Raw genomic sequence first — 26,481 nt, forward strand, 5'->3', positions numbered from 1 at the left:
AAACAATACCTATGGGCGCTAGTTTTACGACAAGCGCTTTTTTTTTATGCTTAAGATTGCTTGGTCACCCGAATATTGCCACCCTTTGCCTGCAGGGCATCGTTTTCCTATGGAGAAATATGAATTGCTTCCGGAGCAATTGCTCTATGAGGGAACGGTTTCTGCACAGAATTTTTTCAAACCGAATCCCGTAAATGAATCTTTGATCCTCGAGACACACGATCCGGTTTATTGGCAAAAGCTTAAAAACCTTAACCTTTCGAAATCAGAGATTCGCGCTACGGGATTTCCTCTGAGTAAGTCTTTGGTAGATCGAGAAGTGCTGATTGCCGGAGGTTCGGTTCAGGCTGCTGATTTTGCCTTAGAGTATGGAATTGCGATGAATATTGCCGGGGGAACTCATCATGCCTTTGCGGATCGGGGAGAGGGATTCTGCCTGCTCAATGATATTGCACTTGCTTCAAAACATTTACAAAAAAATAAAGGGATCGACCGGATTTTGGTTTTGGATTTGGATGTGCACCAGGGCAATGGAACGGCTGCAATTTTTCGAGGTGATGAATCAGTATTTACCTTCAGTATGCACGGAGCAAAAAATTATCCCCACAGAAAGGAAGAATCCGATTGGGATATTCCCCTAGAAGATGGCACAGGAGATCAGACATATCTGGAGATTTTAAGCAGAAGTCTAGATAAATTCACGGATCGTTTTGAACCGCAGTTTATCATGTATCAGTGTGGGGTGGATATTTTGAAAACAGACAAATTGGGTCGCTTGGGTATGAGTATTGCCGGAGTGCGGGAGCGGGATCGAAAAGTCCTGGAGTTTGCCAAAAAAAATCAGCTTCCCGTCATGTGTTGCATGGGTGGGGGATACAGCCAAAAAATTTCTCTTATCATTGAGGCACATGCCCAAGTTTATCGCCTGGCGCAGGAGATTTTCTTTTAAATCTTTTAAGAATTCACACTGCCTTAAAATCTTGGAAAATCAATACTTTCTTTATATTTGCGCCCTTGTCATCAATAACAAAATATAAAGTGAAAAAAGGATTCAAATTATTCGGAGTGCTGGCTTTAGTTGCCGCTCTTTCGTATGCCTGTCAGCCCGCCGCTACTGACGCCAATTCTTCTTCCGGTGAAGGTTCTGCCTCTACTGAATCTACTGATATGAAAGTAGCTTATGTGTACACAGATAGCGTGATCAATCAGTATGAGTATTTTAAAAAACGCTCAGATGAAATTACCGAAAAGGGAAAGAAATTCGAGGGTGACCTACAGAGCAGAGCTCGGGGATTTGAGCAGGAAGTAGCCAATTTCCAACAAAGTGGCGGAAATATGACCCTAAATCAACAGCGTGCCAAGCAAGAAGAGCTTATGAAAAAGGAGCAAAACTTGGTGACTTATCGAGATAATTTAATGCAGGAGCTTTCTGTGGATGAAACCAACCTATACAATGAGGTTTTTGACAAACTACAGGAATATCTAAAGAAATATGCTGAGGAGAAAAACCTTGACTTCGTACTAAGCTACACCCGCGGAGGTGCAGTATGGTATGGAAAAGAATCGTTTGACGTGACCAAATCCGTCATCGAAGGATTGAATCAAGAGTACAATGAAACTGCTGCTGATTCGGCTCAATAAAATTCTGTCGATTAATCAATATTCTAAAAGCCCGGACTTGTTCGGGCTTTTTTAATGAAAAAAAAAGTATTTTTGAAACCGAAAAGAATAAATCAAGCAAATGAAAATCACAGAATTTTTAAAACACCACTATAGACATTTTAATGCAGCCGCACTCATTGACGCAGCGGAAGGCTATAAGAAACACCTTGATGACGGCGGAAAAATGATGGTTACCCTAGCCGGTGCGATGTCTACTGCGGAGCTCGGACTTTCCTTGGCAGAGATGATCCGTCAGGACAAAGTACAGATTATCACTTGTACTGGAGCAAATTTGGAGGAGGATGTATTCAATCTCGTGGCCCACAATTATTATGAGCGAATTCCTAATTATCGGGATCTTTCTCCAGAGCAGGAGCAGGATTTGCTAGATCGCCATATGAATCGTGTCACCGATACCTGTATTCCAGAAATGGAGGCGATGCGACGAATTGAGAATGTAATTTTGGATGAGTGGGTCAAAGCTGACCAAGCTGGGGAAGCTTTCTTTCCCCACGAGTTTTTCTATAAAATCCTTTTGTCAGGAAAACTTGATGACTCGTTTCAAATCGATCCAAAAGACAGCTGGCTTTTAGAGGCGGCTAAAAAGAACTTGCCTATCATCGTTCCCGGATGGGAGGATTCTACCCTTGGGAATATGTTTGCCGGACACGTCATCGCTGGTGATGTTAAAAATGTGCATACCGTCAGAAGTGGTATTGAGTACATGATGTTTTTGGCAGAGTGGTATACCGAAAATGCCAAAGAAGAAAGTAAAGTCGGATTTTTCCAAATTGGCGGGGGAATTGCAGGAGACTTCCCGATCTGTGTGGTACCGATGTTGCATCAGGACCTTCAGCGTGACAATATTCCTCTATGGGGCTATTTCTGCCAGATTTCTGATTCTACGACTTCTTATGGATCGTATTCTGGAGCAGTTCCGAATGAGAAAATCACCTGGGGAAAACTGGGATTGGATACGCCAAAATTTATTATTGAATCTGATGCTACGATCGTTGCCCCTTTGGTATTTGCCATTGTTTTGGGACAATAATGATGTATATTTTATTCAAAAATTTACCTAAAGCAGGCAGTACTCTACTGCTTGCTTTTTTATTTCCTTTCTGGATTTTTGGCCAGGAAGTTAAAAGTTTATCCGGAGCCAATAGTCCTCAGGATGATCAAAATCCTGTATGGATCGGCTCCAATACGCTTTTATTTTCAAGGGCATTTCATCCCGAAAATCTAGGTGGGACCTCCGATCCCGGCGATATTTGGATGACACAGCGGGAGGAAAACGGAGAGTGGGGACAAGCCATTCACCGCCCTGACCTAAGCACGGAGGGATACGATATTCCCCTAGGGCTTGAGGATGTACTTACCCTCTTGGTTTTTCATCGAGATGGAGAGCGAAATGGGATTTATCAATATTCAAAGTTCGGTACGGACTGGAATTTTCTCCGAAAGATCGAAGTGGAAGGTCTTGATAAAATCCAAGGAGACTTACAAGGAAGAGTCAACAAAGAGGGGAATTTGATTTTTATTTCTGGAATCGCTACGGATGGTATTGGAAATGATGATTTGTTTGTAAGTAAAAAAATCGGTCCCATCAACTGGTCCATGATTCAAAATCTGGGAAGTGTCATCAACACTCCAGGGCAAGAAGTCAGTCCGTTTTTTGATACCGAAAGTAGTCAACTCTACTTTGCCTCCAATATGCACCCAAGTGCAAACGGAAAAGATATTTTCATCGCAAAAGCATTGGATGAGTCCTATCAAAACTGGTCAAAACCTGTAAAATGGGAGCAATTGAGTTCCCCAGGATCTGAAAGTTCCGTGACTTTTATTTCTTCCAGCGAGGTAGTCTGGACAAGCACTCAAAATTCGGATGGCTTTGCTGACCTCCTTACGTTTACGACTCCGGTTCCGCTGGAAATTCCAGATGAATTTGAAACACCGGAAGCTATTGTAAGCCAACCTGAAAAAAGCTCAGAAAAATCCACTCAATCCACTAATACCATGGCACCTATATTTCCTCTGGTGAGTATTGGTATTCCCGAGGTAAAACTCGAAAAAAAGGAGATTGAAGAAGCCGCTCCTCGATTTGAAGTATCAGTAATCGATGAAAAATCAAAAAGTGAAATCAATAATTTTAGACTTTCCCAACAAGCTAAGGGAAATGTGGAACTATTGGATGCTCAGAATTTGAATCTGGAAATGATCGATGCGGAAATTCGGGTGGAAGCACCTGGCTATTTCCCAAAAAATATATCAAAATCCTTCTTGCGCCCTAATACGCCTACGGTTATTGCTTTGACAAAATTAGAGGCAGGCGCTAATATTCTTTTGGATGCGGTAAGATTCAGAAGAGGTACAGCCGAACTCGAAGGGGCAGAGACAATCACTTTTTTGGATGACCTAGCGGAAGTATTGAATGAAAGTGATGGATTCAAAATCCGAATCAGTGGACACACCGATGGGGCCGGCGACCCGGGATTGAATAAGGCACTTTCTTTGGAACGAGCCGGAGCGGTACGGGATTTTTTGGTGGAAAAGGGAGTGCCGTTTGAGCGATTGAGAATTGCAGGTTGGGGTGGAACCCGTCCTTTGGCTTCAAATGCTACCGAAGTAGGCCGATCTAAAAATCGACGGGTCGAATTAACTATCGAAAATTAATCTTTTTCACGGATTCATTAGAGAAAAGAATGGTCAAAAAAAGGGGGGGCAAATGCCCCCTTTTTTGGTTAAGTTTAAAGTGTAAAATCTCCGCGATATTCCCGCTTGACAAATTGATTAGCCGGCTCAAAGTTGGTCACTTTCATATTTGGACCGTCCCAGACAAGCTTAATCCCTCTACCTGGATAATCAAATTGGTTTGCATTTCCATCTCTAGGTATACGGTAGTCATAGCTTCGAATGGCCAGATTCCCCATCAAAACAGACTCGGTTAATGGGCCAGCTATGGAGAATGGGGAGCTTAGTTGGTCGTATTCCTTAGATCCGTATCCACCGATGCAGGCTTCGACCCAATTATTGTAATGCCCTCGATCGCCCTCAGGAACTCGATATTCGGTTTCAGGTACATTTATTTCTTTAGTTCTGGAAGTTGGTAACAATTGAGGATTTACTCCGTAGGTAGAGCACATCATTTTCCCTTCGGTTCCCTCAATAATAACTCCATTTCCTCCGTCTCCCATTTGTTCATTGGGTTCCAATTCTTCTGGTCGGGTAGGCTGGATTCCGCCATCCATCCAGTGAAACTCCAAATCTTCTTTTCCTGGACGGTCAAACCTCAACGTGATATGTGAAGAAGGAGGACAGCTGTCCGGGAAATATCCCCGCTGAAATTCGCCTACATAGACTGAACCAACCGAACACTCAGCGGATTTAGGATAACCTAATCCCAAAACCCGGAATGGAGGCTCCATAATATGACAAGCCATATCTCCCAATGCTCCCGTGCCATAATCCCACCATCCTCTCCAGTTGAATGGAACGAGATTGCCTACATAATCTTTATATGGGGCTGTACCTAGCCAGAGATCCCAATCCAAATCGGCTGGAGGACTCACAGGGTTTTCAGGCCAGGGAATCCCTTGTGGCCATACGGGACGGTTGGTCCAGGAGTACACTTTGGTTGCCTCGCCGATGAGTCCCGCATTGTACCACTCTACCATTTTGCGAACTCCCTCACCTGAGGAACCTTGGTTTCCCATCTGAGTGACAACTTTATATTTGTCAGCCGCTTGGGTGAGCATCCTAGCCTCGTAGATGTCATGCGAAAGCGGTTTTTGGACATATACATGCTTGCCCATTTTCATCGCCATCATCGCCTGAACCGCATGCATATGATCTGGAGTTGAGACCGTAACCGCATCGATGTTCTTTTCCTCTTTCTCGAGCATTACCCGGAAATCCTTGTAATAGTTAGCTTTTGGATGATCTTCCCGGGCTCGTTGACCTCGGGTGTCATCCACATCACAGAGAGCGACCATATCTACCTTGCCACTTCTGTAGACTCCGCTGACGTCATTATAGCCCATCCCTCCAATGCCTATTCCAGCTACTCTTAATCGGTCGCTAGGAGCAATGAATCCCGGTCCACCTAGCACATGCCTGGGCACAATATAAAACCCCGCCATGGCTAGCGTAGAACCTTTAATAAAATTTCTGCGGGAGTTTCCCGTTTTGTTTTGATTTTCTTTCATGATATGATCGCTGTATGGAAAATGATTCAAATTAAGTTTACTGTTTCTGATTATCCGCTGCCCTATTGTTTGATAGAATTATTACCGATTCAAATTATTAAATTCTTTTTATTAAGCTAAACCACCAAAGGAAAATTGATCAAAGGTTTGAATGATTTTTTGAAGCGATTAATCATGCAATGGAATAATCTTGATTCCCGGTTCTTTTTAGAATATTTTCAGGAGTAAAAAAAAGATTCTTAAAAAATTGAATTAAGTTTACCTTAATCAAAAACACCCAAAATACAAATGAAGAATTTATATGCACTTGCGGCTTTAAGTTTATCTCTTTCCTTGTTTTCCTGTAATAAAGGAGACAATCTTTCAGATCGAGGTTTTGTACCATTGCCCACTCAGATTTCCTCTAGCTCGGGTTCCTTTACTCTAAATGCCGAGCAAAAAATTCAAATCTCCGGAAATGAAGAAAGCTTAAGAGGAATCGTCAGCTATTTCAATCAGCAGCTATCAAAATCCCTGGGATTTGAGTTGGAATCTGGCACAGAATCAGGAAGCATCAAAATCGAGCTTGAGGCTAACAACCCTGAGGATGAATCCTATGAACTCACCATTTCCGATGAGGAGATTTTGATAAGTGCAAACTCCCCAGCTGGAATCTTTTACGGAGTTCAGACGCTACTTCAAGCTATGCCTGTTGAGGTATTTGCAGAAAATACGGGAATGCAATCCTTTGAAATCCCAGCGGGAGAAATTCAAGATAATCCTGCTTATTCTTACCGTGGCTCTATGCTAGACGTGTCTCGCCATTTTTTGCCAGTGGAAGATGTCAAGCACTACTTGGATCAAATGGCAAACTTGAAACTCAATTACCTTCATCTTCACCTTTCGGATGATCAGGGATGGAGAATTGAAATCAAATCCTGGCCTCAGCTTACAGAGATTGGCGCTCAAACCGAAGTAGGTGGCGGAGAAGGAGGGTTTTTTACTCAGGAAGATTACAAGGAAATCGTTCGATATGCAGCAGAACGGTTTATTACCATCGTACCAGAGATCGATATGCCCGGACACACCAATGCAGCTTTGGCATCCTATGGAGACCTCAATCCAGGGATCAACTTGCCTGATGGAGATTTTGAGACAGTCACCAAAAGTGTGGACAAAGCGGAGGATGAATTCAAAGGCTCCAACATTACTAGAGAAGCAGCCGAACTTTATACTGGCAGAGAAGTGGGTTTTAGTACCTTGGATACGGACTTGGACTTGACTTATGAATTCATCGAAGATGTGGTAAGAGAAATCGCAGAAATCACTCCGGGTCCATATTTTCATATCGGTGGGGATGAATCCCATGTGACTGCCAAAGATGATTATGTATATTTTATCGAGCGAGTCCAGGAAATCGTAAGAGACCACGGCAAAACGAGCATTGGCTGGGATGAAGTTGCTACGAGTAAATTACTTCCAGGAAATGTCGCGCAATTCTGGGCACTCGAAGAAAATGCAAAATTAGCGGTAGATCAAGGAAATCAAATCCTGATGTCCCCTGCAAAGAAAGCCTATTTGGACATGCAATATGATTCCACCACTCGGATTGGACTTCATTGGGCTGCTTACATCGAACTGGATTCGGCCTATTTATGGGACCCGGCTACGTATGTAGACGGAATTTCAAAATCAGATATACTCGGGGTCGAAGCTCCACTTTGGACCGAAACAGTAGAAAATAGAGCCGATACAGAATACTTGGTTTTTCCGAGATTGGGAGCCCTAGCTGAAGTAGCATGGAGCCCTGCCTCTAGCCGGGATTGGGAGAGTTTTAAGTCCCGTATCCGAGTGATGGGACAGCGATGGGAAAATCAAGGGATCGGTTTTTATAAATCTCCTTTAGTAAATTGGGAATAAAGGAATTAGAAAATTTTTGCCCGATATGCCTCCGGGGATATCGGGCATTTCTATTAGGTAAACTGATCAAAAGCAATGATTTTTGGTAAAAATGCAGTAATATGGTGCTTTCTTACCTAAAACTATACGCCAAAATTATCGCCTAATCAATGGGAGACATCATTATTTATTTTGCCAACTGGATTTGGGGCACACCCATGCTTTTATTATTAATGGGGGGCGGACTAATTCTTCTAGTTCACTCTGGTTTTGTTCCCTTTCGGAAAATTGGTCATGCGGTCAGCCTACTCAGTGGCAAATATGATGACGATTTAGCACCAGGACAGATTACTTCATTTCAGGCTTTATCCGCTGCCATCGCTGCTACAGTGGGATTGGGGAATATCAGTGGGGTGGCCATTGCCATAAACATGGGCGGACCCGGAGCAATCTTTTGGATGTGGGTTTCGGCTTTTGTAGGTATGGCTACGAAGTTTTATAGTTGTAGTCTATCGATTATGTTTCGGGGAAAAGATTCGGCAGGAGTAGTGCAGGGTGGTCCCATGTATGTGATCGAGGAAGGAATGGGGAAGAAATGGAAATTCCTCTCTGTAATTTTCAGCGTGGCAGGCGTCATTGGACTTTTGGCAATTTTTCAGGCAAATCAGCTTTCAGCAGTTTTTAGAGCAGTAATGCTCGAGCCTTCGGGAATTTCCACCGGAGAAACCACCCGATGGATCATCGGTATCACGATGATGGTCTTGGTCGCTATTGTCATATTGGGAGGTATTCAGCGAATCGCAACAGTAGCCTCTAAATTGGTTCCTTTTATGGTAGGTTTGTATTTTGTTACGGTTCTTATCATTGTTTTTAAATACATAGGAGCGGTTCCTGAGATGCTTCTTCTGATCGTAACTGATGCATTCACGGGAGAAGCTGCTGCCGGAGGAGTTGTCGGAGCAGTGATCATTACCGGAGCGCGAAGAGCTGCCTTTTCAAATGAAGCAGGTATCGGTACTGCTCCCATGGTGCACGGAGCTTCCAAAAACCGGGAACCCATTCGTGAAGGTTTGATCGCTATGCTCGGGCCATTTATTGACACCATCGTGGTGTGTACCTTGACTGCTTTGGTGATTATGCTTACGGGAGTGTGGCAATCTTCTGAAGCTGATGGAGTTCGATTGACATTGAATGCTTTTGAGACCGCTCTTCCGGGAATCGGCAAATACTTATTGATGCTAGCAGTTTTAATTTTTGCATTATCCACCATGTTTACTTATTCCTATTATGGACATAAATGCTTCAATTACCTTTTTGGAGCTGATAAGGCTGATTATTACAATTACTTCTACCTGATTACCATCGTTGTCGGAGCTGTAGTTTCTTTGGAGGTGGTAATTAGTTTAGTAGATGGGATGTATGCGATTATGGCCATTCCTACGATGATTTCCACTATTTACTTGGCTCCAAAAGTCAGGGCAGCCTACCATGACTATTTCAATCGAATGAAAGCTGAAAAATGAATGTTCTGATTGCTCCAAATGCTTTCAAAGGAACCCTTTCTGCCTCTGAAGCGGGGAGTATCATCGAACAGGAAATTTTAAAAAAGTACCCGAAGGCTAATACCACGATCCATCCCATAGCAGATGGAGGAGATGGTACCTGTCAATTGCTTAGTCAGTATCTCCAACTTCCGACTTATTCTTTTTGGACCTTGGACGCTTTGGGAAGACCGGTATTTTCGAGTTTCGGTTTTGATCAGAAAACAAAAACCGCCTACTTGGATGTGTCCTCCGCATCGGGATTGGGAAGCCTTCGAGACTATGAACAAGATCCTTGGATCACCTCTTCTTATGGGACTGGATTAATGGTTGGCAAAGCAACTGACCTAGGTGCTGAGGAAATAGTTTTGGGATTGGGAGGAAGTGCCACCATAGATTTGGGGATCGGGATTTTACATGCCTTGGGTTGTATTTTTTTGGATCATAATGGAAGGGAATTGGTCCCCTTTTCCAAGCAATTTCCTTCCAAAGCGAGTTTCATCCAATTGAGTCCAACCAAGCCTAAAATCAAGTTTACCTGCCTATGTGACGTCAATAATTCTTTCTTCGGTTCTGAGGGTGCTATTCCTGTTTTTGGTTTGCAAAAGGGACTTAAAGAAGAGGAATTTGAGGCTTTTGAAACCCACTGCCAAAAGAGTATCGAACTCATTGGAAAAAAGGCCGGAAAAGAATTCAAAGATCAAGAAGGATTTGGCGCAGCAGGAGGAATTGCTCTGGGTCTGAGTTTTTTCTTTCCCGTACAAATCCATTTCGGATCCGCTTATTTCTTTGAATTAACTCAACTGGAAAAAGCGATTCAGCAAGCCGATCTTATCATTACTGGAGAGGGGAAGTTTGATACTCAGTCGAGTGGGGGAAAGGCCTGCTATGAACTGCTAAAACTCGCAAAAACTCATGGCAAAAAAACCTGTTTGATCAGTTCCGGAAAAGAAGCACTTGATGGGGGATTTGATCAAGTAATCATTCTGCCCGATCTCGACTTTTCCCAACCTGAGATTAAAAAAATCGCCCGAAAAAAGCTGATCCAAGCTTTGGAAAATCAATTAATTATCTGATAATCATACTCTTCGATAATCCGCTTTCCAGTTTTTAATCGACTTTTTGATTCTTTTGTTATCCCACTTTTCCTGAATAGCATTTTCCATCAAGGGAATTAATTCCTCATCTGAAGCAAATCGAAGCGCGATGATTTGACCCGTTCTTAGCTTCTCTTCTTGATCCTCAAATCGCTTCCCTGTCAATTCAAAATACCGCTGTCTCATTTCCAACACGATAATCCGATTTTGATTTTTCAAGGCATAAATTCTTGCCAGAAGAGGCAAAAGCACAATGATCACCGCCAGGAGAAGCGATTGGATAGCTTGGCTGACATACTGGTGTTGATTGATATGGTATATCGTATATCCCAGATAAATCAAGGTAAGTGGAGTCAGGACGAAATGGTGAAAAGGATAATAGCGCGAATGGTTCTCGAAATTTTGTGCTTTCATAAAAATTTTGGTACAAAAAAAGGAGGCCGATTAGCCTCCTTGATTAAGGATAATTATAATCAATGATTGTTTTTCTTGCTTTTTGAAAAGGTGCTACGGGCATCTATCGCCGAAAGACCTGCTCCTAAACCGATGAGAATGCAGACTATTAAAATAAATAACTGAGCTCCTGATGCAATGGGAGAGGTAAAGATATCTAGTAAAATCATGATTTGATCTATTTGTGTCTAAATGAGTGCCCGAAGATAAATTCAAAGCGTGAATTTACCAAGTCACAGGATCACAGGCTCCAAAATTATTACAAATCATCTTCGAAATCTTCCTCTAAATCGTCTTCGAATTCGTCGTCCTCATCAAAATCCATGATGTTGTCATCTACAAATTCATTTTCCTCATCGAGGTCATACTCATCTTCAAACTCAGAATCGAAATCATCCTCCTCTTCCAAGTCATCAAATTCATCGAAATCTTCTTCAAAATCCTCCATAGCGGTCTTTAAATCGGTTATTTAGTATTGATAGCACGAAATAAATTAAAAAAACAATTAGCGCAATATCAAGTCTGCTAATTTTTTTTCAGCTAAGGATAAATCTTCAATTTGTTGCTCTGAGGCCCATCTATTTCTCAGGAGCTTTGCCCAAGTTTGGAGGTAAAGAATGACGTCTTCTTTCCTGTTTTTACTTAGAGAATTTCTTCTTTCAAACGGAATGGCCTGTAAAACCTGCGGGGAGGAAAGCCGCTCCAAATGACCGAGATCCTCTAAACTCAGACCAAAATCCAACATTTTTTCAATGATCAAATCAATGGGATATCCACTGCTAGGGCAAAACTCCAACAGCTGATCATTCCAATCCCCCGAGCGCTCCATCGCATAGCGGTGAATCTCTGCTTTGCTAAGGTAGGTTAGCTCTTGGGCTAAATTGCCACAGTTGCAGGCACCCATATGTCCCCATTGATACGTTGCACCATCTTTTAATTTTTTGGCAGTTCGTTCTATTGCCGCGATAAGTTCAGGTTTGATCTTTTTCATGGTGATACTTTTTTATGTCAACTCAAAAATAAGAAAGAGTGTTGTCACCTTAGGCCTAAAAATTCTGAGGAAAAGTAATAATCGACAAAAGCAAAAATGAATTTCCGTCAAAGAGGAATAAAGGAGGGGAATTTGAATCAGTTAAAAATACTTTGAATGTATTTTTTGATCAAAGGTTTGGATAGATAGTCTTTCACGACTTGATACTTACTGGCTTTGTTGATATCCCGCTCATCCACAGAACTACTTAAAATGTAGATCTGAGCCTCATTGTTCTTTGGCTCAAAACTATCCAAAAAGTCCCAACCTGTCATCTCAGGCATATTTAGATCTAAAAAAAGATAGTTGGGATTGATCTCATAAATCTCCCTCAGTGCTGCTTTTGCACTTTGATACTTGTAGAACTGAACAGGCTGATTGACGTTTTTGGCAATCAATTTTTCAGTCACAAAAGTACTGATCGGATCATCATCTATGAGAACTATTGTTAACATTAAATACAATTATGTGGGGCCGAAATACAATAAAGCTGTTACAAAAATAACAGTCTTCTCAATATTATCAAATAGTTTGCCAATTATCTTCGTAAAATTTAGTGCTTTAATTTTTTGGGTAAAAAGGCTTCCTAGCCAATCAGCAAGTCAAAGAAAAGTTTGAAATCTGAAATTAGGCTGTAAAAGGGATATTAGAAGGTGGCTACCTTATTCTTTTCAAAGAAAAAATGCCCTATCTAAACAAAGCCATAGCCTCCAATCAGAATAGTAAAAATCCAAAAATAATTTCTTGATCCAATGGAACCCTTCAGGATCAAAAACAAAAATCCAATTTCGATGAAGCGTATGGCAGGTAGGATTTTGATGTTCACCTAAAAAATAGGATTAAAACTCCAGGATGATTGATACCTATGATATTGTTAATTTGAGGTGCTACTAATTTCAATCAGGAATCTTTCCAGGACTTTTTCGGTGGTTTTCAAGACTTTTTTTTGCTTATACTTTGGACTGCTTACTTCCGTAACTCCAGTCAAGGTCATCAAAAATTTGTCTTTCTCAGGATCAATAAAATCCATAATCACCTGTAACAGCTCGTATTCACTGCTTCTAGATCGGTTAAAATTATCATTGTAAAGGTATGGATTGTACATCCAAGGATCCCAAACCCGGAACCCCCACATGGGGAAGGGGGTGTTGTAATTTCTTATTTCCCGCTGCCGTTGATCCTCATTGGAGGTATAGCGAATAATCAAATCCGGATTTACCTTTTCATAGACAAAACCCTGACTTTCCAACAAGAGGCGAATTTCACTTTGAACGAGCTCATCGATTTTTGCATCAGAAAATCCCCGCATCCCTACTTCCTCGTTTACAATTACAAATGAGCGATAAGCCATAGCAGGACGTATTTCGCTATTTTCCTTAAAAACCTCGATAGAACTACAAGCGCCCAAAGCGAGGGTAGCTAAAAGAATAAAAAACAGATGAAGGAATGATTTGATCATAGGGATAAACTTTTTTAATCTTAACGAATAAAATTCGCCCCGGTTAATTTCAGGAAATATCCATAAAATTTCGAAGGTTTTTGGTGCATTCTTATTTCCGACGAGATCAAATGCTATTTTTGGACAAAATTTCATTCATGAGCAAACCCGATTTTGACGATATTTTTATGGAGCTGGCCGTAAACCTGGCCAAGCGATCACACTGCATTAAAAAACATGTGGGGGCAGTCCTCACCAAAGAAACTCGGATTATCTCCATTGGTTACAACGGACCTCCAGCGGGCACGCATAATTGCGACGAGGAATTTCCCGAGCATGGCTGCGCCCGGGATAGCAAAGGCAGCTGTTCACTAGCCCTACACGCCGAGCAAAATGCTATTCTGTATGCGGTCAAAAACAATACTTCGGTGGAAGGCTCCACGCTTTATGTGACTTTGGCTCCTTGTCTACCCTGCGCCAGGATTATTTTCTCCATGGGAATTTCAAAAGTGGTTTATTTATTTTCCTATGCCGAGTACAAAGGGATCGGAAGTGATGAAGGGGTAGACTTTTTGAAAAAATTCGGAATTGATGTGGAACGCTACCAAAAAGAAATCCTGGTAAATGATAATTTGGTTTAAAGGAAATTGACCTCTGGGCTGAGTTTGATTCCAAATTTTTCCTCTACGGATTTTTGAATCTTCTTTGAGAGTTCTTCAATAGCCGCTCCGTCGCCATTTCCATAATTAACCAGCACCAAGGCCTGCTTGTCATGTACGCCCACCTCTCCAAATTTCCGGCCCTTCCAGCCGGCTTGTTCGATCAGCCAGCCTGCAGGAACCTTGACTCCTTCCTTATTGGGGTATCCGGGAATACTCGGAAAATTGGATTGCAGCTCTTCAAACTGAGCAGAAGAGATGGTTGGGTTTTTGAAAAAAGATCCGGCATTTCCGATTTTGGCAGGATCTGGAAGCTTGGATAGACGGATATGAATCACCGCATCTGAAATCGCTTTTACCGTGGGGATTTCAGTGTTCATTGCCTTCAAGGTTTCCTGAATCGCTCCGTAAGCTGTATTGAGCTGTGGTTTTTTGCTCAATTTGAAGGTAACACTGGTAATGATATATTGATTTTTTAATCGGTGTTTGAAGACACTTTCCCGATATCCAAATTCACAGTCAGGACTCTGAAATTGGTGGATTTCTCCGCTTTTACGGTGAAGGGCTTCCAGGTTGTCGAAAACATCCTTGATTTCCACCCCATAAGCACCGATATTCTGCATAGGTGAAGCACCTACCGTGCCCGGGATGAGCGAAAGATTTTCGATTCCTCCCCAGTTTTGGGATATAGCATAGCGAACCAAGTCATGCCAGATTTCTCCCGCACCGACTTTTACCCATACAAAATCTTCATCGGACCCAGTTACCTTAATTCCCTTTAACTCATTCTTGACTACCAGTTTATCTTGATCAGAAGTCAGCAAAATATTGCTTCCTCCTCCGAGGACAAAAAGTTCGATCCCATTTTTCTCCGCAAAAGAAATTGCCTGCCGAAAATCATCGATAGAGGATGCGATAGCAAAAAATCGGGCCTTTTTGTCAATACCGAAGGTATTATAAGGTTTGAGAGAAATGTTTTCTTGTATCTTCATGGAGTCTTTAGGCTTGCGAAATAAACAAGTTTTATCTGAAATTGAAATTTATTTCCATTCATCATCTATGCGAGAAGTACAAATAAACGGAATAAAAATTCGTCCCGGTCAGGCAGTGAATATCGAATTGCCGATTGCTAAGCTCCCCACTCATACCCTGATCGATTTGCCGATTTTTATTCGTGCTGCAAAAGAGGAGGGGCCGGTTGTTTTGGTAAGTGGGGGTGTGCATGGTGATGAGATTAATGGAATTGTTACTGCCAGACGGGTTTTGGAAGAAATCGACGCTGGGCTCGAATTAATAAAGGGCACTTTGATTATTATTCCTTTGGTTAATATTTATGGTTTTTTGTCCAATAGCAGAACTTTTCCGGACGGAAGAGATCTCAATCGGAGTTTTCCGGGTAGTAAGAAGGGCTCCCTCGCCGGGAGAATTGCCTACATCCTCAACGAAGAAATCATCCCGCAAATTGACTATGGAATAGATTTTCATACCGGTGGTAGAATGCTCACCAACCATCCTCAAATCCGGGTGGATTTTAAAGATAAAAAAGGTCTTGAATTGGCTAAAGCCTTCGGCACGCACTACGTCGTCAACTCAAAAATGATTGATAAAACTTTCCGAAAAGCGGCTTACTTGGCAAAAAAACATATTCTCGTTTTTGAAGGTGGAGAGTCCATGCGAATCGACGAATTATCGACCGAAGAAGGAGTCAATGGAACTAAGCGCTTACTAAATTACCTTGGAATGATTGCCGAAAAACCTGAGGCAAAAGACACCTTGATTCTCTCTAATAGTGATTGGGTAAGATCCAGAGCATCAGGTATTTTCAACTCCTCGGTGAAACTGGGAGATCAGGTTAAAAAAGGGCAAATATTGGCTCGGATTTCCGATCCCTATGGACAGGTAAAAATTCCCGTAAAAGCTCCTTCAAACGGTTATGTAATCGGACTGAATAATCTCCCTGTCATCAATGTGGGAGAGGCGCTAGTCCATGTCGGAAAACTGTAGAATCTCCAAGATCAAAAAAAGAAAAGGCAACCCAGAGGCTGCCTTTTCTTTTCCAATTCAATTCCTTCAAGAAAAATACTTTTTTAACCCTTCCAGTCTTTCTTCGAGCTGAGCCTCTACCTTTCGGTAATCTGACCTTTTATTAAGGGGTGCATGTACCGAGAAATAGTATTTGATTTTGGGCTCGGTGCCGGATGGCCGGGCTGATATTTTGCTTCCGTCCTCTAGGTAAAACTGCATGACATTGGAGGATTCCATGTCCAGGTTTTCAGTTTTTCCGGTCAGCTGATGATGAATTTTCCCTTCTTTGACATCGATGATTTTTTCGACTGCCAACCCATTCATGGATATTGGAGGATTCAATCTGAAATCCATCATCAACGCTTGGATTTGCTCTGCACCGTCTTTTCCTTTTTTGGTGACTGAAATAAGCGCTTCCTTGTAAAATTCAAATCGCTGATAAATCTCAGCCAGTACATCAAAAACGGACTTACCTTTGGTCTTGTAGTAAGCGATCAATTCCGCCACAAGCGCACAGGCACTGACTCCGTCTTTATCCCGGACAAAATCTCCCACCAAATAACCATAAGACTCTTCACCGCCACCGATGAAGGTTTTCTTTCCTTCCAGGTCTCGGATAATCGCAGCAATGTTTTTAAATCCAGTCAGGACATTAAAGCACTCCACGCCAAAACCTCTGGCGATGACATTGATCAGTTCGGTGGTTACGATGGTATTGACCATGAATTGGTTTCCGTCCAATTTTCCAGCATCTTCCCATTTGCTGAGCAAATAATACGTAAGCAAAGTACCGGTTTGATTTCCATTGAGTAGCTCAAATTCCCCTTTTTCATTGGGGACGACCGCTGCATAGCGATCTCCATCGGGGTCACAAGCGAGAATTAAATCCGCATTTACTTTTTTGCCCAATTCAATCGACATGGTGAGCGCTTCGGCTTCTTCAGGATTGGGATAAATGACCGTGGGGAAATTGCCATCAGGTTCGGCCTGTTCTTTGACCACATGGACGTTTTCGAATCCATACTCCTTTAGTGCCATCGGAACCATCTTTCCTGAAGCTCCATGAATGGGAGAGAAGACGATAGACAAGTCTTTTTGTGCTTGAATAGCATCCGGCGAAAGGCTCAGGCCTTTGACTTTATCCATATAGATTCGGTCAAAATCTTCCTCGATATACTCAATCAAGTCGTCATTTTTGTTCCAGTTTACCAAATCAAATGAAGTGATTTTTTGAACTTCTTTGATGATGTTTTTATCATGTGGTGCCACTACTTGAGCTCCATCTTCCCAATAAGCCTTATAACCGTTGTATTCCTTGGGATTATGGGAGGCAGTGACCATGACGCCGCTTTTGCATCCGAAATGCCGGATAGCAAACGAAAGCATAGGTGTAGGTCGCATTTCCCGGAAATAGTATACTTTGATGCCATTTGCGGTAAATACATCCGCGGCGGTTTTGGTAAAAAGGGTATTATTGATCCGGCAATCATGGGTAAGTGCCACCGATATTTCCTGATCAGGAAAACAGTCTAGCAAATAATTGGCTAGCCCCTGAGTGGCCATTCCTACCGTATAAATATTCATTCGATTCGTACCGACTCCCATGAGTCCACGAAGGCCTCCAGTGCCAAATTCCAGATCTCTATAAAAGGAATCTACGAATTCCCCTGGATCATTTTCCTGAAGTCTTAAAATCTCTTTTTTTGTTTCTTGGTCTATTTCTCCTTCAAGCCAAGTTTTTGCTTTTGCTAGAATTGATGGATCTATTGAGTTCATATGGGTTAAAAATTAAGGTTGTTCCAATATATAGAAAATGTTAAAATTTGCCATCCCATTTGATCAATTGCTCGAATTAAGTAGCAAAAAAACCAGCCATCAGCCAGCCCTGATTTTTATATGGCCAGAATTCGATTAATTTTAAAATTCATTATCCTACCGATATGACTTCAACCCTTACTCATTTAATAGCTGTATTTTACTTTTTGATGCTGTCTCCATTTTTTCCAACTCCTGGAAAAATAACCAAGGGGAGCGATACGATTTCGATAAGAGAATCCACCATAGACTATCAGCTTCGAGTAGGAGACAGGTTATTTGTTTTCGGAAAAAAATCAGCCGGGCTGGAAAAAATCAAGGTGGGCATGCGAATGTTGGATTTTTACCAACAATCTAAAAATGAGGAATCAGTTTCAGATCAAAGCTTGAAATGGTCTCGCCAGAGTGATGGTTCGGTTGTCTTAGAAAAGTGGTCTGATGCGATTCTTCATTCCAAATGGACCGTTTTTACTTCAGGACAGATTCAATTTGAAAAAATGGTATCGGCTGATCATTCTTTTGATCTTGGATTTCGATTTCTCGATGAAAGATTGTTCGCATACAACTGGCAAAAAGCCAATCAGGCAATTTCTACCTCTACAGATCCTATAGATGTTTCGGAAATTTCCTCCAAAGAAGCCTTGAGGATTGAACAATTTGACCGCTTAAACTTAAACTTTGAAGATCTCAGTGTGAAAATCACTCCCATGGATCAACCGGTTTTAGCAGAGATTCTCCCCAGCGAAGATCTTTCCCAATTTAAAGCGATTAGTTTCAAATCCTTTTCCAACGCAAAAAATACCACTAAAAAACTAGAGCAACCCTCAACTGGTATTGAGACAGCGGATACAATACCCTTTCAATCGCTCAAATTGAACTTTGAATTTTACCTTTAATTACCCTTTTCTCTATGAAAAAGCTGCTACTTCTCTTGTTTTTACCGCTTTGCTCCTATGTGCATGCTCAGTCACCAACATTAAAAACCGAGTGGGCAGATCAGGTGGATCGCCAAAATCCACATGCTGAATATCCCAGACCTCAACTGGTCCGGGAAAACTGGCAAAACTTAAACGGAGCCTGGGAATATTCCATTTTGCCAAAAGGAAGTCTTCCCGAAATGGGTTTTGCGGGGGAAATTCTCGTTCCATTCCCCGTAGAATCACAGCTATCCGGCGTCCAACAGACCGTGGGGCCCGAAATGGAACTTTGGTATGAAAAATCCTTTGACCTAGAATTAAAAAAAGGAAGAAATCGCGTTTTGCTAAATTTTGGGGCAGTAGACTGGGAAACAGAAGTATGGGTGAATGGACAAAATGTAGGAATGCATCAGGGTGGATTTGATTCCTTTTCCTTTGATATCACGCCTCACTTGAATAAAGGTCAAAAGCAAAGCATTCGGGTCAGAGTATGGGATCCGAGCGATTCTGGACCGCAGCCAAGAGGCAAACAGGTCAAAGAACCCAAGGGGATCTGGTACACTCCGGTGACGGGAATCTGGCAGACTGTTTGGCTTGAAACTGTTCCTGAGAGCTTCCTTTCGGGCTTTCATTCAGAAACTGACTGGAGCGCGAATTCTCAGATTTTTTACACCAAAGTGGAGAATGCAGCTGAGAATCAAGAAGTGGAAGTTCAGGTTTTTGACCAGGATGTACGGGTAGGATCGGTTCGGGGAAAAGCCAATGAAAGACTAAAAATGGCCATACAAAATCCAAAAGCTTGGTCTCCGGCTGACCCTCACCTTTATGATATTAAAGTCAGCTTATATCAAGGCAGGAAACAGGTCGATCAAATCGATTCTTATATGGCTTATCGGGATGTACGCATGGGAAAAGATGAAGATGGTTTCCAACGGATTTTCTTAAATGGAAAAGCGCTTTTTCAATATGGACCACTTGATCAGGGCTGGTGGCCGGATGGTTTGTACACCGCACCAACTGAGGAGGCTTTAATATTTGATATCGAAAAGACCCAAGAAATGGGCTTTAATATGATTCGAAAGCATGTCAAGGTCGAACCGGCAAGATGGTATTATCACACGGATCGTCTGGGAATGCTCGTGTGGCAGGATATGCCGAGTGGTGACATGGGAAATCGCTGGGAAGTGCGGCCTGGAGTCATTCGTGAAGGCATGAACAAAGACAGGAGTCCTGAATCAGAGGAGATTTTCAAGCGGGAATGGACCGAAATTATGGAAGAATTTAAATTTTTCCCTTCCATTGTCGTTTGGGTGCCATTTAATGAAGCTTGGGGGCAGTTTAAGACGAAGGAAATTGTTGAAATGACTCGGAGACTCGATCCCACTCGATTGATCAACAGTGCCAGCGGGGGGAATTTTGAAATGGAAGGAAAAGATGTAGTCGGTGATATTTTGGATCTGCACAACTATCCGGATCCAGTTATGCCTGATCCCGGGATTTTTGGTGAAAATCGAATTATGGCCTTAGGAGAATTTGGTGGCTTAGGTTTACCTCTTGAAGGCCATACCTGGCAAAATCGCGATAACTGGGGCTATCAGAGCTTTTCTGATCAAAAGGAGCTGATGGGCAGATATTCCATTTTGTTGGATGACCTGAAGAGAATGATCCCTAAAGGTTTGGCAGCAGCCATTTATACCCAAACGACCGACGTGGAAGTAGAAACCAACGGGCTCATGACGTATGATCGCAAGGTGATCAAATTCGATCCTACTAAGCTGAAAGAAATTCACAGCAGTTTGTACGATCAATAATAACTCAACCAATTTCATACAAAAAAAGCCCGAGCGTAATCCCGGGCTTTTTTCATTTTAGAGCGGATTTACAAGTTTCCTCTCAATTCTTGTTCACGTTCGATGGCTTCGAAAAGCGCTTTGAAATTTCCTTTCCCAAAGGAAGTGGCCCCTTTTCGCTGAATAATTTCAATAAATAAGGTAGGTCGGTCCTGCAATGGTTTGGTGAAAATCTGAAGTAAATACCCTTCATCGTCTCGGTCCACTAGAATATTCAAATCCTTCAGCGGCTGCAAATCCTCGTCTATTTCCCCTACACGATCCAATAAGTCATCATAGTAGGTTTGAGGCACTTCAAGAAACTCCACGCCACGTTTCCTCAGTTCTCCCACAGTATGAATGATATCGTCTGTAGCAATGGCCATGTGTTGTACTCCGGCGCCATTGTAGAAGTCTAAATATTCTTCGATTTGGGATTTTTTCTTTCCCTCTGCGGGCTCGTTAATCGGGAATTTGATGTAGCCATTTCCATTGGAAACTACTTTGGACATTAAGGCCGAATACTCGGTGGAAATATCCTTATCGTCGAAAGTGATCAGTAGCTTGAATCCCATCACGTTTTCGTAGAATTGAACCCAGCGATTCATATCGCCCAATTCCACGTTTCCCACGCAATGGTCAATGTATTTCAATCCTATGGAAGTGGCTTGGTAAGTGCTTTTGCGGGCTTGGTATCCCGGCAGAAATACGCCCTTGTAATTTTTGCGCTCCACAAAGGTATGAACAGTTTCCCCATAGGTCTTAATTGACGCTGTTTTTACCTCACCATGCTTATCGCTGATAATGGTAGGTTCTCCAGCTGATACAGCACCCCGAGCAGTAGTTTCCTTCCAAGATTTCTCTGCATCATCTACCCAAAGAGCCAATACTTTGACTCCATCTCCGTGTGTTTTGACATGCTCAGAAATCGGATGCTCGGCTAAAAGGCTAGAAGTTAGTACCAATCGGATCTTATCCTGTTTCAGTACATAGGAAGCTCTGTCTCTGATACCGGTTTCTGGTCCAGCGTATGCAATCAATTCAAATCCATATGCATATTGGTAAAAAAGCGCAGACTGCTTGGCATTGCCAACGTACAGTTCCACATAATCGGTCCCGTTGATGGGAAGAAAGTCTTCACTCATGATTTGTTATTTTTGGGTTTTTTTTCTTTAGCCCAAAGTTACACAATCATCCAACTTTTATTTGGTCAAGGAGACTTATTCCTGAGGATTTTTGTTCCAAAACAAACTGATTACCGCCATCATCAAAAAAGTCAGGCTCCAAGTAGGAATAGCACTCCCCAACACCAAGCAGATTAAAATAATATACCAAATGGGGGCAAGGAAAAAGCCTATCAAAAATTTAAATGTCCCCTCAAATACCCGGTCTTCAATTTTTGGGCTGATCCAAAGCCAGACCCAATACAAGGGGAAATGAAAAATTTTCATCACTTTATTTCGTAATCCGGAAGGGTTTGAAATCTTTTGCTCTACTTGATGGTTTGATTGAAATTTTGCTACAGCTTCTCGGTCGGTCACATCCACCTGCGCTTCTAAAAGTTTTTCCAATGTGCCCTCATAATCCTCATCCGGAATAGTCACCACCATTTGCTTCAGGCTATTTTCTACCGCTTTGGTGAGTTTTCCTGATTGCGAGTGTGGCATATCCACCGGGATGGCCTTTCCAAAACTGATCCTCACACGACTTCCCGTGCGCTGATGGGCACTGTATTCGATCGCCACGGGAAGAATCACCGGTTGGAGTTGAGGGTATTTTTCTTTCAATCCGAAGGCCATGCGGGTGAAACCTTTGCTCAGCGGTCTGAGATTTCGGATCATACTATGGCTGCCTTCGGCAAAAATGATCACTGTTCCGTTCTTCTTTAAGACCTCAAAAGTGGCCTCAAATGTTTTTTGATTTTGCTGAATGGTGGAGAATCCATCCCTCACCCGATACACAGGAAGCATGCGGATTAAATGAAGGATCTTTGCCGCAATGGGATTTTTAAAAACTGAAGCACGGGTCAAAAACCAAGGTCGCAGGCGGGTATGTGTAGCCAAAAGCAGGGGATCAATCAGGGCATTTTGATGATTGGCCACCAAGATGATCGGTATGTTTTTAGGAATATTTTCCTTACCCGAAATCCTGATTTTTTTGAAATAGAGGTGTAGTGCGATTTTGACTAAAAGTCTCAGAAAAGCATTAAAAAGATTCTTCATAGTTTTTTACTCCAAATGCCCGCAATGAGCATTCCAGATATCAAATGCCAAATTCCCCACAAGGCCGTGATGATGGCCATTCCTCCCAACCCGTCAAAATACGTAAAAATTAATACCAGCCCCAAACCCGAGTTTTGAATTCCAGTCTCAATAGTCAATGTTTTTTGATCGGCTAAGGGGAGTTTTCCGATTTTGGATGTAAAAAATCCGGCAGCCAGAGCAATAAGATTATGTAGAAAAACCCAAAGAAAAATCACCCCGATATAGGCTAAAAACAAATCAAAGTTGCCTGCAAAAGCAATTACTACAAAGGCTGCAAAAATCAAAATACTCAATGGCTTTAGGATTTTAGATAGTTTGGTTGCCAATTGGTCCCGATAGATCCTCGTAAAAATTCCCAAGATCAAGGGAATACCCAAAATCAAGCCGACCGTAAAAAACACCTCCGAGATATCCAGGCTAATTTCACGCAATAAACTAGCCGTAGGACTATAAAAACCCGCCCAAAGGGCAAAATTCAAGGGGGTAGCAACTATTGACAGCAAGGTCGAAAAACCTGTTAAACTAACTGATAAAGCCACATTTCCTTTGGCAAGACTGCTGAGAAAGTTGGAAACATTTCCACCCGGACATGCCGCCACCAAAAACATTCCCAAGGCTACACTTGGGGGAGGGTTTAGCATATTGATCAACCCCCAGGTCAAAAAGGGGAGTAATAAAAACTGTGAAAATATGCCCAGGAAAAAAGCTTTTGGATTTTTCAACAAATACTTAAAATCATCAAGCCGAAGATCCAATGACACCCCATACATAATCAAAGCCAAAGCTAGATTTAGTGCCAGAAGGTCATTGGGTGAAAAGTTTAATCGGACAGCATCCAATTCATGGGCTAGAGTCATGTGCGGCAAATTCTGAAAATTTTAAGGAATACAAAAACATTTTCTTTGTATCATAATCCCCCGCGTTTGCGTATCAATTGGAGTTAAGCCTTTTTAATTAAAACTATGATGAAGATAAATTATTTAGTTGCTTTTGCGACGATGCTTGTTTTTAGTTTTTCCTGCCAGGAAAAAGAAAATCCTATTCAGGCCTGTGGGGTAGAAAATCCGGTAGCAAATCTAACCTGGTTGAATGAACGAGTGGAAGAACTGGAATCCACGGAATTTGGCCGAAATTATTCCTATATCAGTGAAGTACTTTACCAGGGACAAACGCTTTTTATGGAGGGCAATTGCTGTCCAAATTGTAATTCCGTTTTTACCTACTACGATTGCCAAGGAAATCTATTTGAGGATGAAATTGCTTCCACGGAAGTGACGGAAAACAAACTGATTTGGAAGTCAGAATCTAGTCTCTGCACAGTTGGGGAATAAAGGGGCTTGAATTATGACGCGATAGCTGCCTTTTTTCTTACCAGCTGCCGCCGCCACCGCCGCCACCGCCACCACCTGAAAATCCACCTCCACCGGAACCTCCGCTCGAGGATGGTTTCATGCTGGATGAGGATAGGGTATTGCTCAGACTTGAATTTAGGGCATGTCCAAATCGACCGACATTAGAAACCGGTCGATTGTACCAGGTGGGCTGATAACTGCCCGAAGATTGCATAGTGCTGGATTCGGCGAGTTTTTGGGAAAATTTTTCCCCCCAGATTTCTTCCACATCCAGGGCAATGGCATATGGCAAAAGTTTCTCAAATCGCTCTGGAGTAATTTCCGGTGGGTTGAAACTTTGCAGCATTCGCTCTTCCGCGGCACTGAGATACATTTTAAATCCCTCGATATCCGCACGGAGTTGGAGTTTTTTCTTGGCAGGCTTTCGAATAAGCCATTGATAAAAAAGGAATAAAACCACATTCACACCTAAAAAAAGGATAAACCAACCTGTTCTGCCTTCATACACAAAGTAATCGCTCAAGGTGACATTTAGAATAAAATAGAAAATCAAAAGCAAAATGGGAACAACCCAAAATTTTGCATTGAACCCTTCAAAAATCAGGGAATTCCACTGGGATTTTAGACTTTTCCTGTATTTCTCCACAGCGGATGCGAATCCAGGATCGTATTTTCCAGACAAACTCACTTCGGTGTCCGCTCTGAAAATAAACTGATGTAGAATCTTTTCCTCTGATGGAAGGACGTCATCTGCTTCTATTATCTTAGTCAAGACATATTTTTGGGATTTAAAAATTCCAAAAACATAAGACGTACTTTCATCATTGATCTTCAGATATCCCTTTGCCGCAAGATTCACCAACGCTGGTGTAATCATATTTTTGGTATAACTACCCGACTCAATCAGGGCTACAGATGCGGGAGAAAGCCCCGCAGGTGGATCAAATTGAGGAACCACTGTAGGTTTTGGAGGATCGATTCCATATCTCAACCAAGTAAACAAATAATAGAGCAAAAGAATTAAACCCAATCCAAAACCCAAGAGTTGAAAGCCATATTTTTGGAAAAAATTGGGAGGTGGAGCGGGAGCGACCACACCTTGTGTAAATCCTACCGCAACACTGAGATTTTCTCCGGGACCTAAGTTGGATGCCGAAAATCGCATTCCGTTCCCATCAGATTCAGCCGTGCAGTCTTGCTCAGTACTTCCCAAAGCACCGGTATAGCAGGCGGATTGTAATATTTCCACCCTCGACGGCAAACTGATCGCCGCGCTGACTTCTTCCATGGGGAAACTCCAAGCCGTTCCGTTTACATTCCAAAAGAGTTCGTCGTATCCTTCAAAAGCCTCGATTTGATCCGGTAGCGTGTAGATGATTTCGTATTGGTAGGTGCCGGGATCAAGAAATACAGACTCTTCACCCACATAAATGGTTAGAAAGTCGCCACTTTTCTGGGTATGATAGGGGGATTCTTGACTGCCATTTTTGACCGAAATCAGATCTATTTTTGGGCGGATGGTTTGCCCATCGCTCATTTTTCTACTGAGGGGGAGGGATCTGACGATTCCCCGTTTTCCGGTTAATTCAGTGGTGTAGGTGATTTCCTCTGTGACTTCGATAAACCCTGCTGTATCAACCCGGATTTCAGAATGAAACCGATCGATCTTTTCACTTTGTGCAAAAATCCAGGTTGGAAAAATTAGGAGGTAAAAAAAGAAAAACTGCTTCATTAGAATTTGACTTCGGGGACAGTTCGCTCAGCTTCATTGTCCAGTTCAAAGAATGGCGATTTGGTAAACCCAAACGCATTAGCAAAAAGGTTACTTGGGAAGGATTCCACCAGAATGTTTTTATCCCGTGCCGTGCCATTGTAATAGCGCCTGGCCCGCTCAATATCCTGCTCTACGATGGACAACTGCTCCTGAAGATCCAGAAAATTGGCATTGGCTTTCAAATCTGGATATTGCTCTGCCACGGCAAAGAGGTTGACCAAAGCTTTTCCCAATTGATTTTCTGCAGCTTGCTGACCTTCCACGGTTTGTGCGGATTGGGCCTGAGTTCTTGCCTGAGTTACTTTTTCGAAGGTTTCCGACTCATGCTTAGCGTAGCCTTTGACCGTTTCAATAAGGTTAGGGATAAGATTGTACCGTTTTTTAAGTTGTACGTCAATCCCGCTCCAGGCCTCTTCTACCAAGTTTTTTAGCTTGACTAATCGGTTGTAAATACTTACCCCATAAAAAACCAATACCAGGACAAGGAGTCCAATAATTAATAATGTCATAGTGCTGTTGTTTTGTGTTAAAAGCCTTCAAGA

26 protein-coding genes are annotated in these 26,481 nt (G+C 42.3%); 12 read left to right on the forward strand and 14 right to left on the reverse strand.

What is annotated here, in order from left to right; genetic code table 11:
- Nucleotides 1-46: 46 nt before the first annotated feature.
- The 4 genes from BM043_RS05035 (at nucleotide 47) to BM043_RS05050 (ending at nucleotide 4,335) form a co-directional block, all read left to right on the forward strand.
- The gene (locus BM043_RS05035) at nucleotides 47-949 is read left to right on the forward strand and encodes a histone deacetylase family protein (RefSeq protein WP_092789465.1); all 903 of its coding nucleotides are present in this window, start codon (nucleotides 47-49) and stop codon (nucleotides 947-949) included.
- Between the two features lie 89 nt (nucleotides 950-1,038).
- On the forward strand, nucleotides 1,039-1,641 hold the full coding sequence (locus tag BM043_RS05040) for an OmpH/Skp family outer membrane protein (RefSeq protein ID WP_092789467.1): 603 nt from the start codon (nucleotides 1,039-1,041) through the stop codon (nucleotides 1,639-1,641).
- Nucleotides 1,642-1,741: 100 nt separating this feature from the next.
- Nucleotides 1,742-2,713, forward strand: a complete 972-nt coding sequence (locus BM043_RS05045) for a deoxyhypusine synthase family protein (RefSeq protein ID WP_092789469.1) — start codon at nucleotides 1,742-1,744, stop codon at nucleotides 2,711-2,713.
- Nucleotides 2,713-4,335, forward strand: a complete 1,623-nt coding sequence (locus tag BM043_RS05050; protein WP_092789471.1) for an OmpA family protein — start codon at nucleotides 2,713-2,715, stop codon at nucleotides 4,333-4,335. The genes BM043_RS05045 and BM043_RS05050 overlap by 1 nt, the downstream gene beginning before the upstream one ends.
- Nucleotides 4,336-4,409: 74 nt before the next feature.
- On the opposite strand, the gene BM043_RS05055 is transcribed toward BM043_RS05050, so the two are convergent.
- Nucleotides 4,410-5,867, reverse strand: coding sequence for a Gfo/Idh/MocA family protein (locus BM043_RS05055; RefSeq protein ID WP_092789473.1), 1,458 nt, complete (start codon nucleotides 5,865-5,867; stop codon nucleotides 4,410-4,412).
- A 288-nt stretch (nucleotides 5,868-6,155) separates the two neighbouring features.
- On the opposite strand from BM043_RS05055, the gene BM043_RS05060 reads away from it, so the two are divergent.
- The 3 genes from BM043_RS05060 to BM043_RS05070 all read left to right on the forward strand — a co-directional run bounded on the left by BM043_RS05060 (nucleotide 6,156) and on the right by BM043_RS05070 (nucleotide 10,362).
- Nucleotides 6,156-7,766 (forward strand): beta-N-acetylhexosaminidase, encoded by a 1,611-nt coding sequence (locus BM043_RS05060; RefSeq protein WP_092789475.1) that lies wholly within the window; start codon nucleotides 6,156-6,158, stop codon nucleotides 7,764-7,766.
- 149 nt (nucleotides 7,767-7,915) lie between these two features.
- Nucleotides 7,916-9,268, forward strand: a complete 1,353-nt coding sequence (locus tag BM043_RS05065; RefSeq protein WP_092789477.1) for an alanine/glycine:cation symporter family protein — start codon at nucleotides 7,916-7,918, stop codon at nucleotides 9,266-9,268.
- Nucleotides 9,265-10,362, forward strand: a complete 1,098-nt coding sequence (locus tag BM043_RS05070) for a glycerate kinase family protein (protein WP_092789479.1) — start codon at nucleotides 9,265-9,267, stop codon at nucleotides 10,360-10,362. The genes BM043_RS05065 and BM043_RS05070 overlap by 4 nt, the downstream gene beginning before the upstream one ends.
- A gap of 3 nt (nucleotides 10,363-10,365) precedes the next feature.
- Here the strand turns inward: BM043_RS05070 and BM043_RS05075 are convergent, their stop codons facing one another.
- The 6 genes from BM043_RS05075 to BM043_RS05095 all read right to left on the reverse strand — a co-directional run bounded on the left by BM043_RS05075 (nucleotide 10,366) and on the right by BM043_RS05095 (nucleotide 13,325).
- On the reverse strand, nucleotides 10,366-10,797 hold the full coding sequence (locus BM043_RS05075) for a DUF6526 family protein (RefSeq protein WP_092789481.1): 432 nt from the start codon (nucleotides 10,795-10,797) through the stop codon (nucleotides 10,366-10,368).
- Nucleotides 10,798-10,856: 59 nt separating this feature from the next.
- On the reverse strand, nucleotides 10,857-11,006 hold the full coding sequence (locus tag BM043_RS19455) for a hypothetical protein (RefSeq protein WP_177188423.1): 150 nt from the start codon (nucleotides 11,004-11,006) through the stop codon (nucleotides 10,857-10,859).
- Nucleotides 11,007-11,095: 89 nt separating this feature from the next.
- The gene (locus tag BM043_RS05080) at nucleotides 11,096-11,284 is read right to left on the reverse strand and encodes a hypothetical protein (protein WP_092789483.1); all 189 of its coding nucleotides are present in this window, start codon (nucleotides 11,282-11,284) and stop codon (nucleotides 11,096-11,098) included.
- 57 nt (nucleotides 11,285-11,341) lie between these two features.
- Entirely contained in the window at nucleotides 11,342-11,827 is a 486-nt protein-coding gene (locus BM043_RS05085; RefSeq protein WP_092789485.1) for a hypothetical protein, read from the reverse strand.
- Nucleotides 11,828-11,964: 137 nt separating this feature from the next.
- The gene (locus BM043_RS05090; protein ID WP_092789487.1) at nucleotides 11,965-12,321 is read right to left on the reverse strand and encodes a response regulator; all 357 of its coding nucleotides are present in this window, start codon (nucleotides 12,319-12,321) and stop codon (nucleotides 11,965-11,967) included.
- A 419-nt stretch (nucleotides 12,322-12,740) separates the two neighbouring features.
- A complete protein-coding gene (locus BM043_RS05095) occupies nucleotides 12,741-13,325 on the reverse strand; it encodes a DUF4136 domain-containing protein (RefSeq protein ID WP_092789916.1) in 585 nt (194 codons plus the stop codon).
- 137 nt (nucleotides 13,326-13,462) lie between these two features.
- Here BM043_RS05095 and BM043_RS05100 point away from each other — a divergent pair, with 137 nt between their 5' ends.
- Entirely contained in the window at nucleotides 13,463-13,945 is a 483-nt protein-coding gene (locus BM043_RS05100) for a deoxycytidylate deaminase (protein WP_092789918.1), read from the forward strand.
- Here the strand turns inward: BM043_RS05100 and murB are convergent.
- Entirely contained in the window at nucleotides 13,942-14,955 is a 1,014-nt protein-coding gene (murB, locus tag BM043_RS05105; RefSeq protein ID WP_092789489.1) for a UDP-N-acetylmuramate dehydrogenase, read from the reverse strand. The two genes, BM043_RS05100 and murB, sit on opposite strands and share 4 nt — an antisense overlap.
- Nucleotides 14,956-15,022: 67 nt before the next feature.
- Here murB and BM043_RS05110 point away from each other — a divergent pair, with 67 nt between their 5' ends.
- Nucleotides 15,023-15,967, forward strand: coding sequence for a succinylglutamate desuccinylase/aspartoacylase family protein (locus BM043_RS05110; protein WP_092789920.1), 945 nt, complete (start codon nucleotides 15,023-15,025; stop codon nucleotides 15,965-15,967).
- 66 nt (nucleotides 15,968-16,033) lie between these two features.
- Here BM043_RS05110 and BM043_RS05115 read toward each other — a convergent pair whose 3' ends face one another.
- Nucleotides 16,034-17,764, reverse strand: a complete 1,731-nt coding sequence (locus BM043_RS05115) for a phospho-sugar mutase (RefSeq protein ID WP_092789491.1) — start codon at nucleotides 17,762-17,764, stop codon at nucleotides 16,034-16,036.
- Nucleotides 17,765-17,928: 164 nt separating this feature from the next.
- Between BM043_RS05115 and BM043_RS05120 the strand changes: the two genes are divergently transcribed.
- Both BM043_RS05120 and BM043_RS05125 read left to right on the forward strand, forming a co-directional pair.
- Complete coding sequence (locus BM043_RS05120) at nucleotides 17,929-18,699, forward strand: hypothetical protein (protein WP_092789494.1); 771 nt, start codon at nucleotides 17,929-17,931, stop codon at nucleotides 18,697-18,699.
- A gap of 14 nt (nucleotides 18,700-18,713) precedes the next feature.
- Nucleotides 18,714-20,531, forward strand: a complete 1,818-nt coding sequence (locus tag BM043_RS05125) for a glycoside hydrolase family 2 protein (protein WP_092789496.1) — start codon at nucleotides 18,714-18,716, stop codon at nucleotides 20,529-20,531.
- Nucleotides 20,532-20,599: 68 nt separating this feature from the next.
- On the opposite strand, the gene hppD is transcribed toward BM043_RS05125, so the two are convergent.
- From hppD to BM043_RS05140, 3 genes are all read right to left on the reverse strand, one after another.
- Nucleotides 20,600-21,694 carry a 4-hydroxyphenylpyruvate dioxygenase gene (hppD, locus tag BM043_RS05130; RefSeq protein ID WP_092789498.1) on the reverse strand — a complete coding sequence of 365 codons (1,095 nt, stop codon included), beginning with the start codon at nucleotides 21,692-21,694 and terminating at the stop codon, nucleotides 20,600-20,602.
- A 75-nt stretch (nucleotides 21,695-21,769) separates the two neighbouring features.
- Nucleotides 21,770-22,771 carry a lysophospholipid acyltransferase family protein gene (locus tag BM043_RS05135; protein WP_092789500.1) on the reverse strand — a complete coding sequence of 334 codons (1,002 nt, stop codon included), beginning with the start codon at nucleotides 22,769-22,771 and terminating at the stop codon, nucleotides 21,770-21,772.
- Nucleotides 22,768-23,670 (reverse strand): bile acid:sodium symporter family protein, encoded by a 903-nt coding sequence (locus tag BM043_RS05140; RefSeq protein ID WP_092789502.1) that lies wholly within the window; start codon nucleotides 23,668-23,670, stop codon nucleotides 22,768-22,770. Before BM043_RS05140 ends, BM043_RS05135 begins: the two co-directional genes overlap by 4 nt.
- A gap of 105 nt (nucleotides 23,671-23,775) precedes the next feature.
- Between BM043_RS05140 and BM043_RS05145 the strand changes: the two genes are divergently transcribed.
- Nucleotides 23,776-24,144 carry a hypothetical protein gene (locus BM043_RS05145; RefSeq protein ID WP_143189475.1) on the forward strand — a complete coding sequence of 123 codons (369 nt, stop codon included), beginning with the start codon at nucleotides 23,776-23,778 and terminating at the stop codon, nucleotides 24,142-24,144.
- A gap of 37 nt (nucleotides 24,145-24,181) precedes the next feature.
- On the opposite strand, the gene BM043_RS05150 is transcribed toward BM043_RS05145, so the two are convergent.
- Nucleotides 24,182-25,897 (reverse strand): DUF2207 domain-containing protein, encoded by a 1,716-nt coding sequence (locus tag BM043_RS05150; RefSeq protein WP_092789506.1) that lies wholly within the window; start codon nucleotides 25,895-25,897, stop codon nucleotides 24,182-24,184.
- The gene (locus BM043_RS05155; protein WP_092789508.1) at nucleotides 25,897-26,448 is read right to left on the reverse strand and encodes a LemA family protein; all 552 of its coding nucleotides are present in this window, start codon (nucleotides 26,446-26,448) and stop codon (nucleotides 25,897-25,899) included. The genes BM043_RS05150 and BM043_RS05155 overlap by 1 nt, the downstream gene beginning before the upstream one ends.
- Nucleotides 26,449-26,481: the final 33 nt, after the last annotated feature.

Origin of the sequence: Algoriphagus hitonicola (genome assembly GCF_900113375.1) — a bacterium.
Lineage (GTDB): Bacteria > Bacteroidota > Bacteroidia > Cytophagales > Cyclobacteriaceae > Algoriphagus > Algoriphagus hitonicola.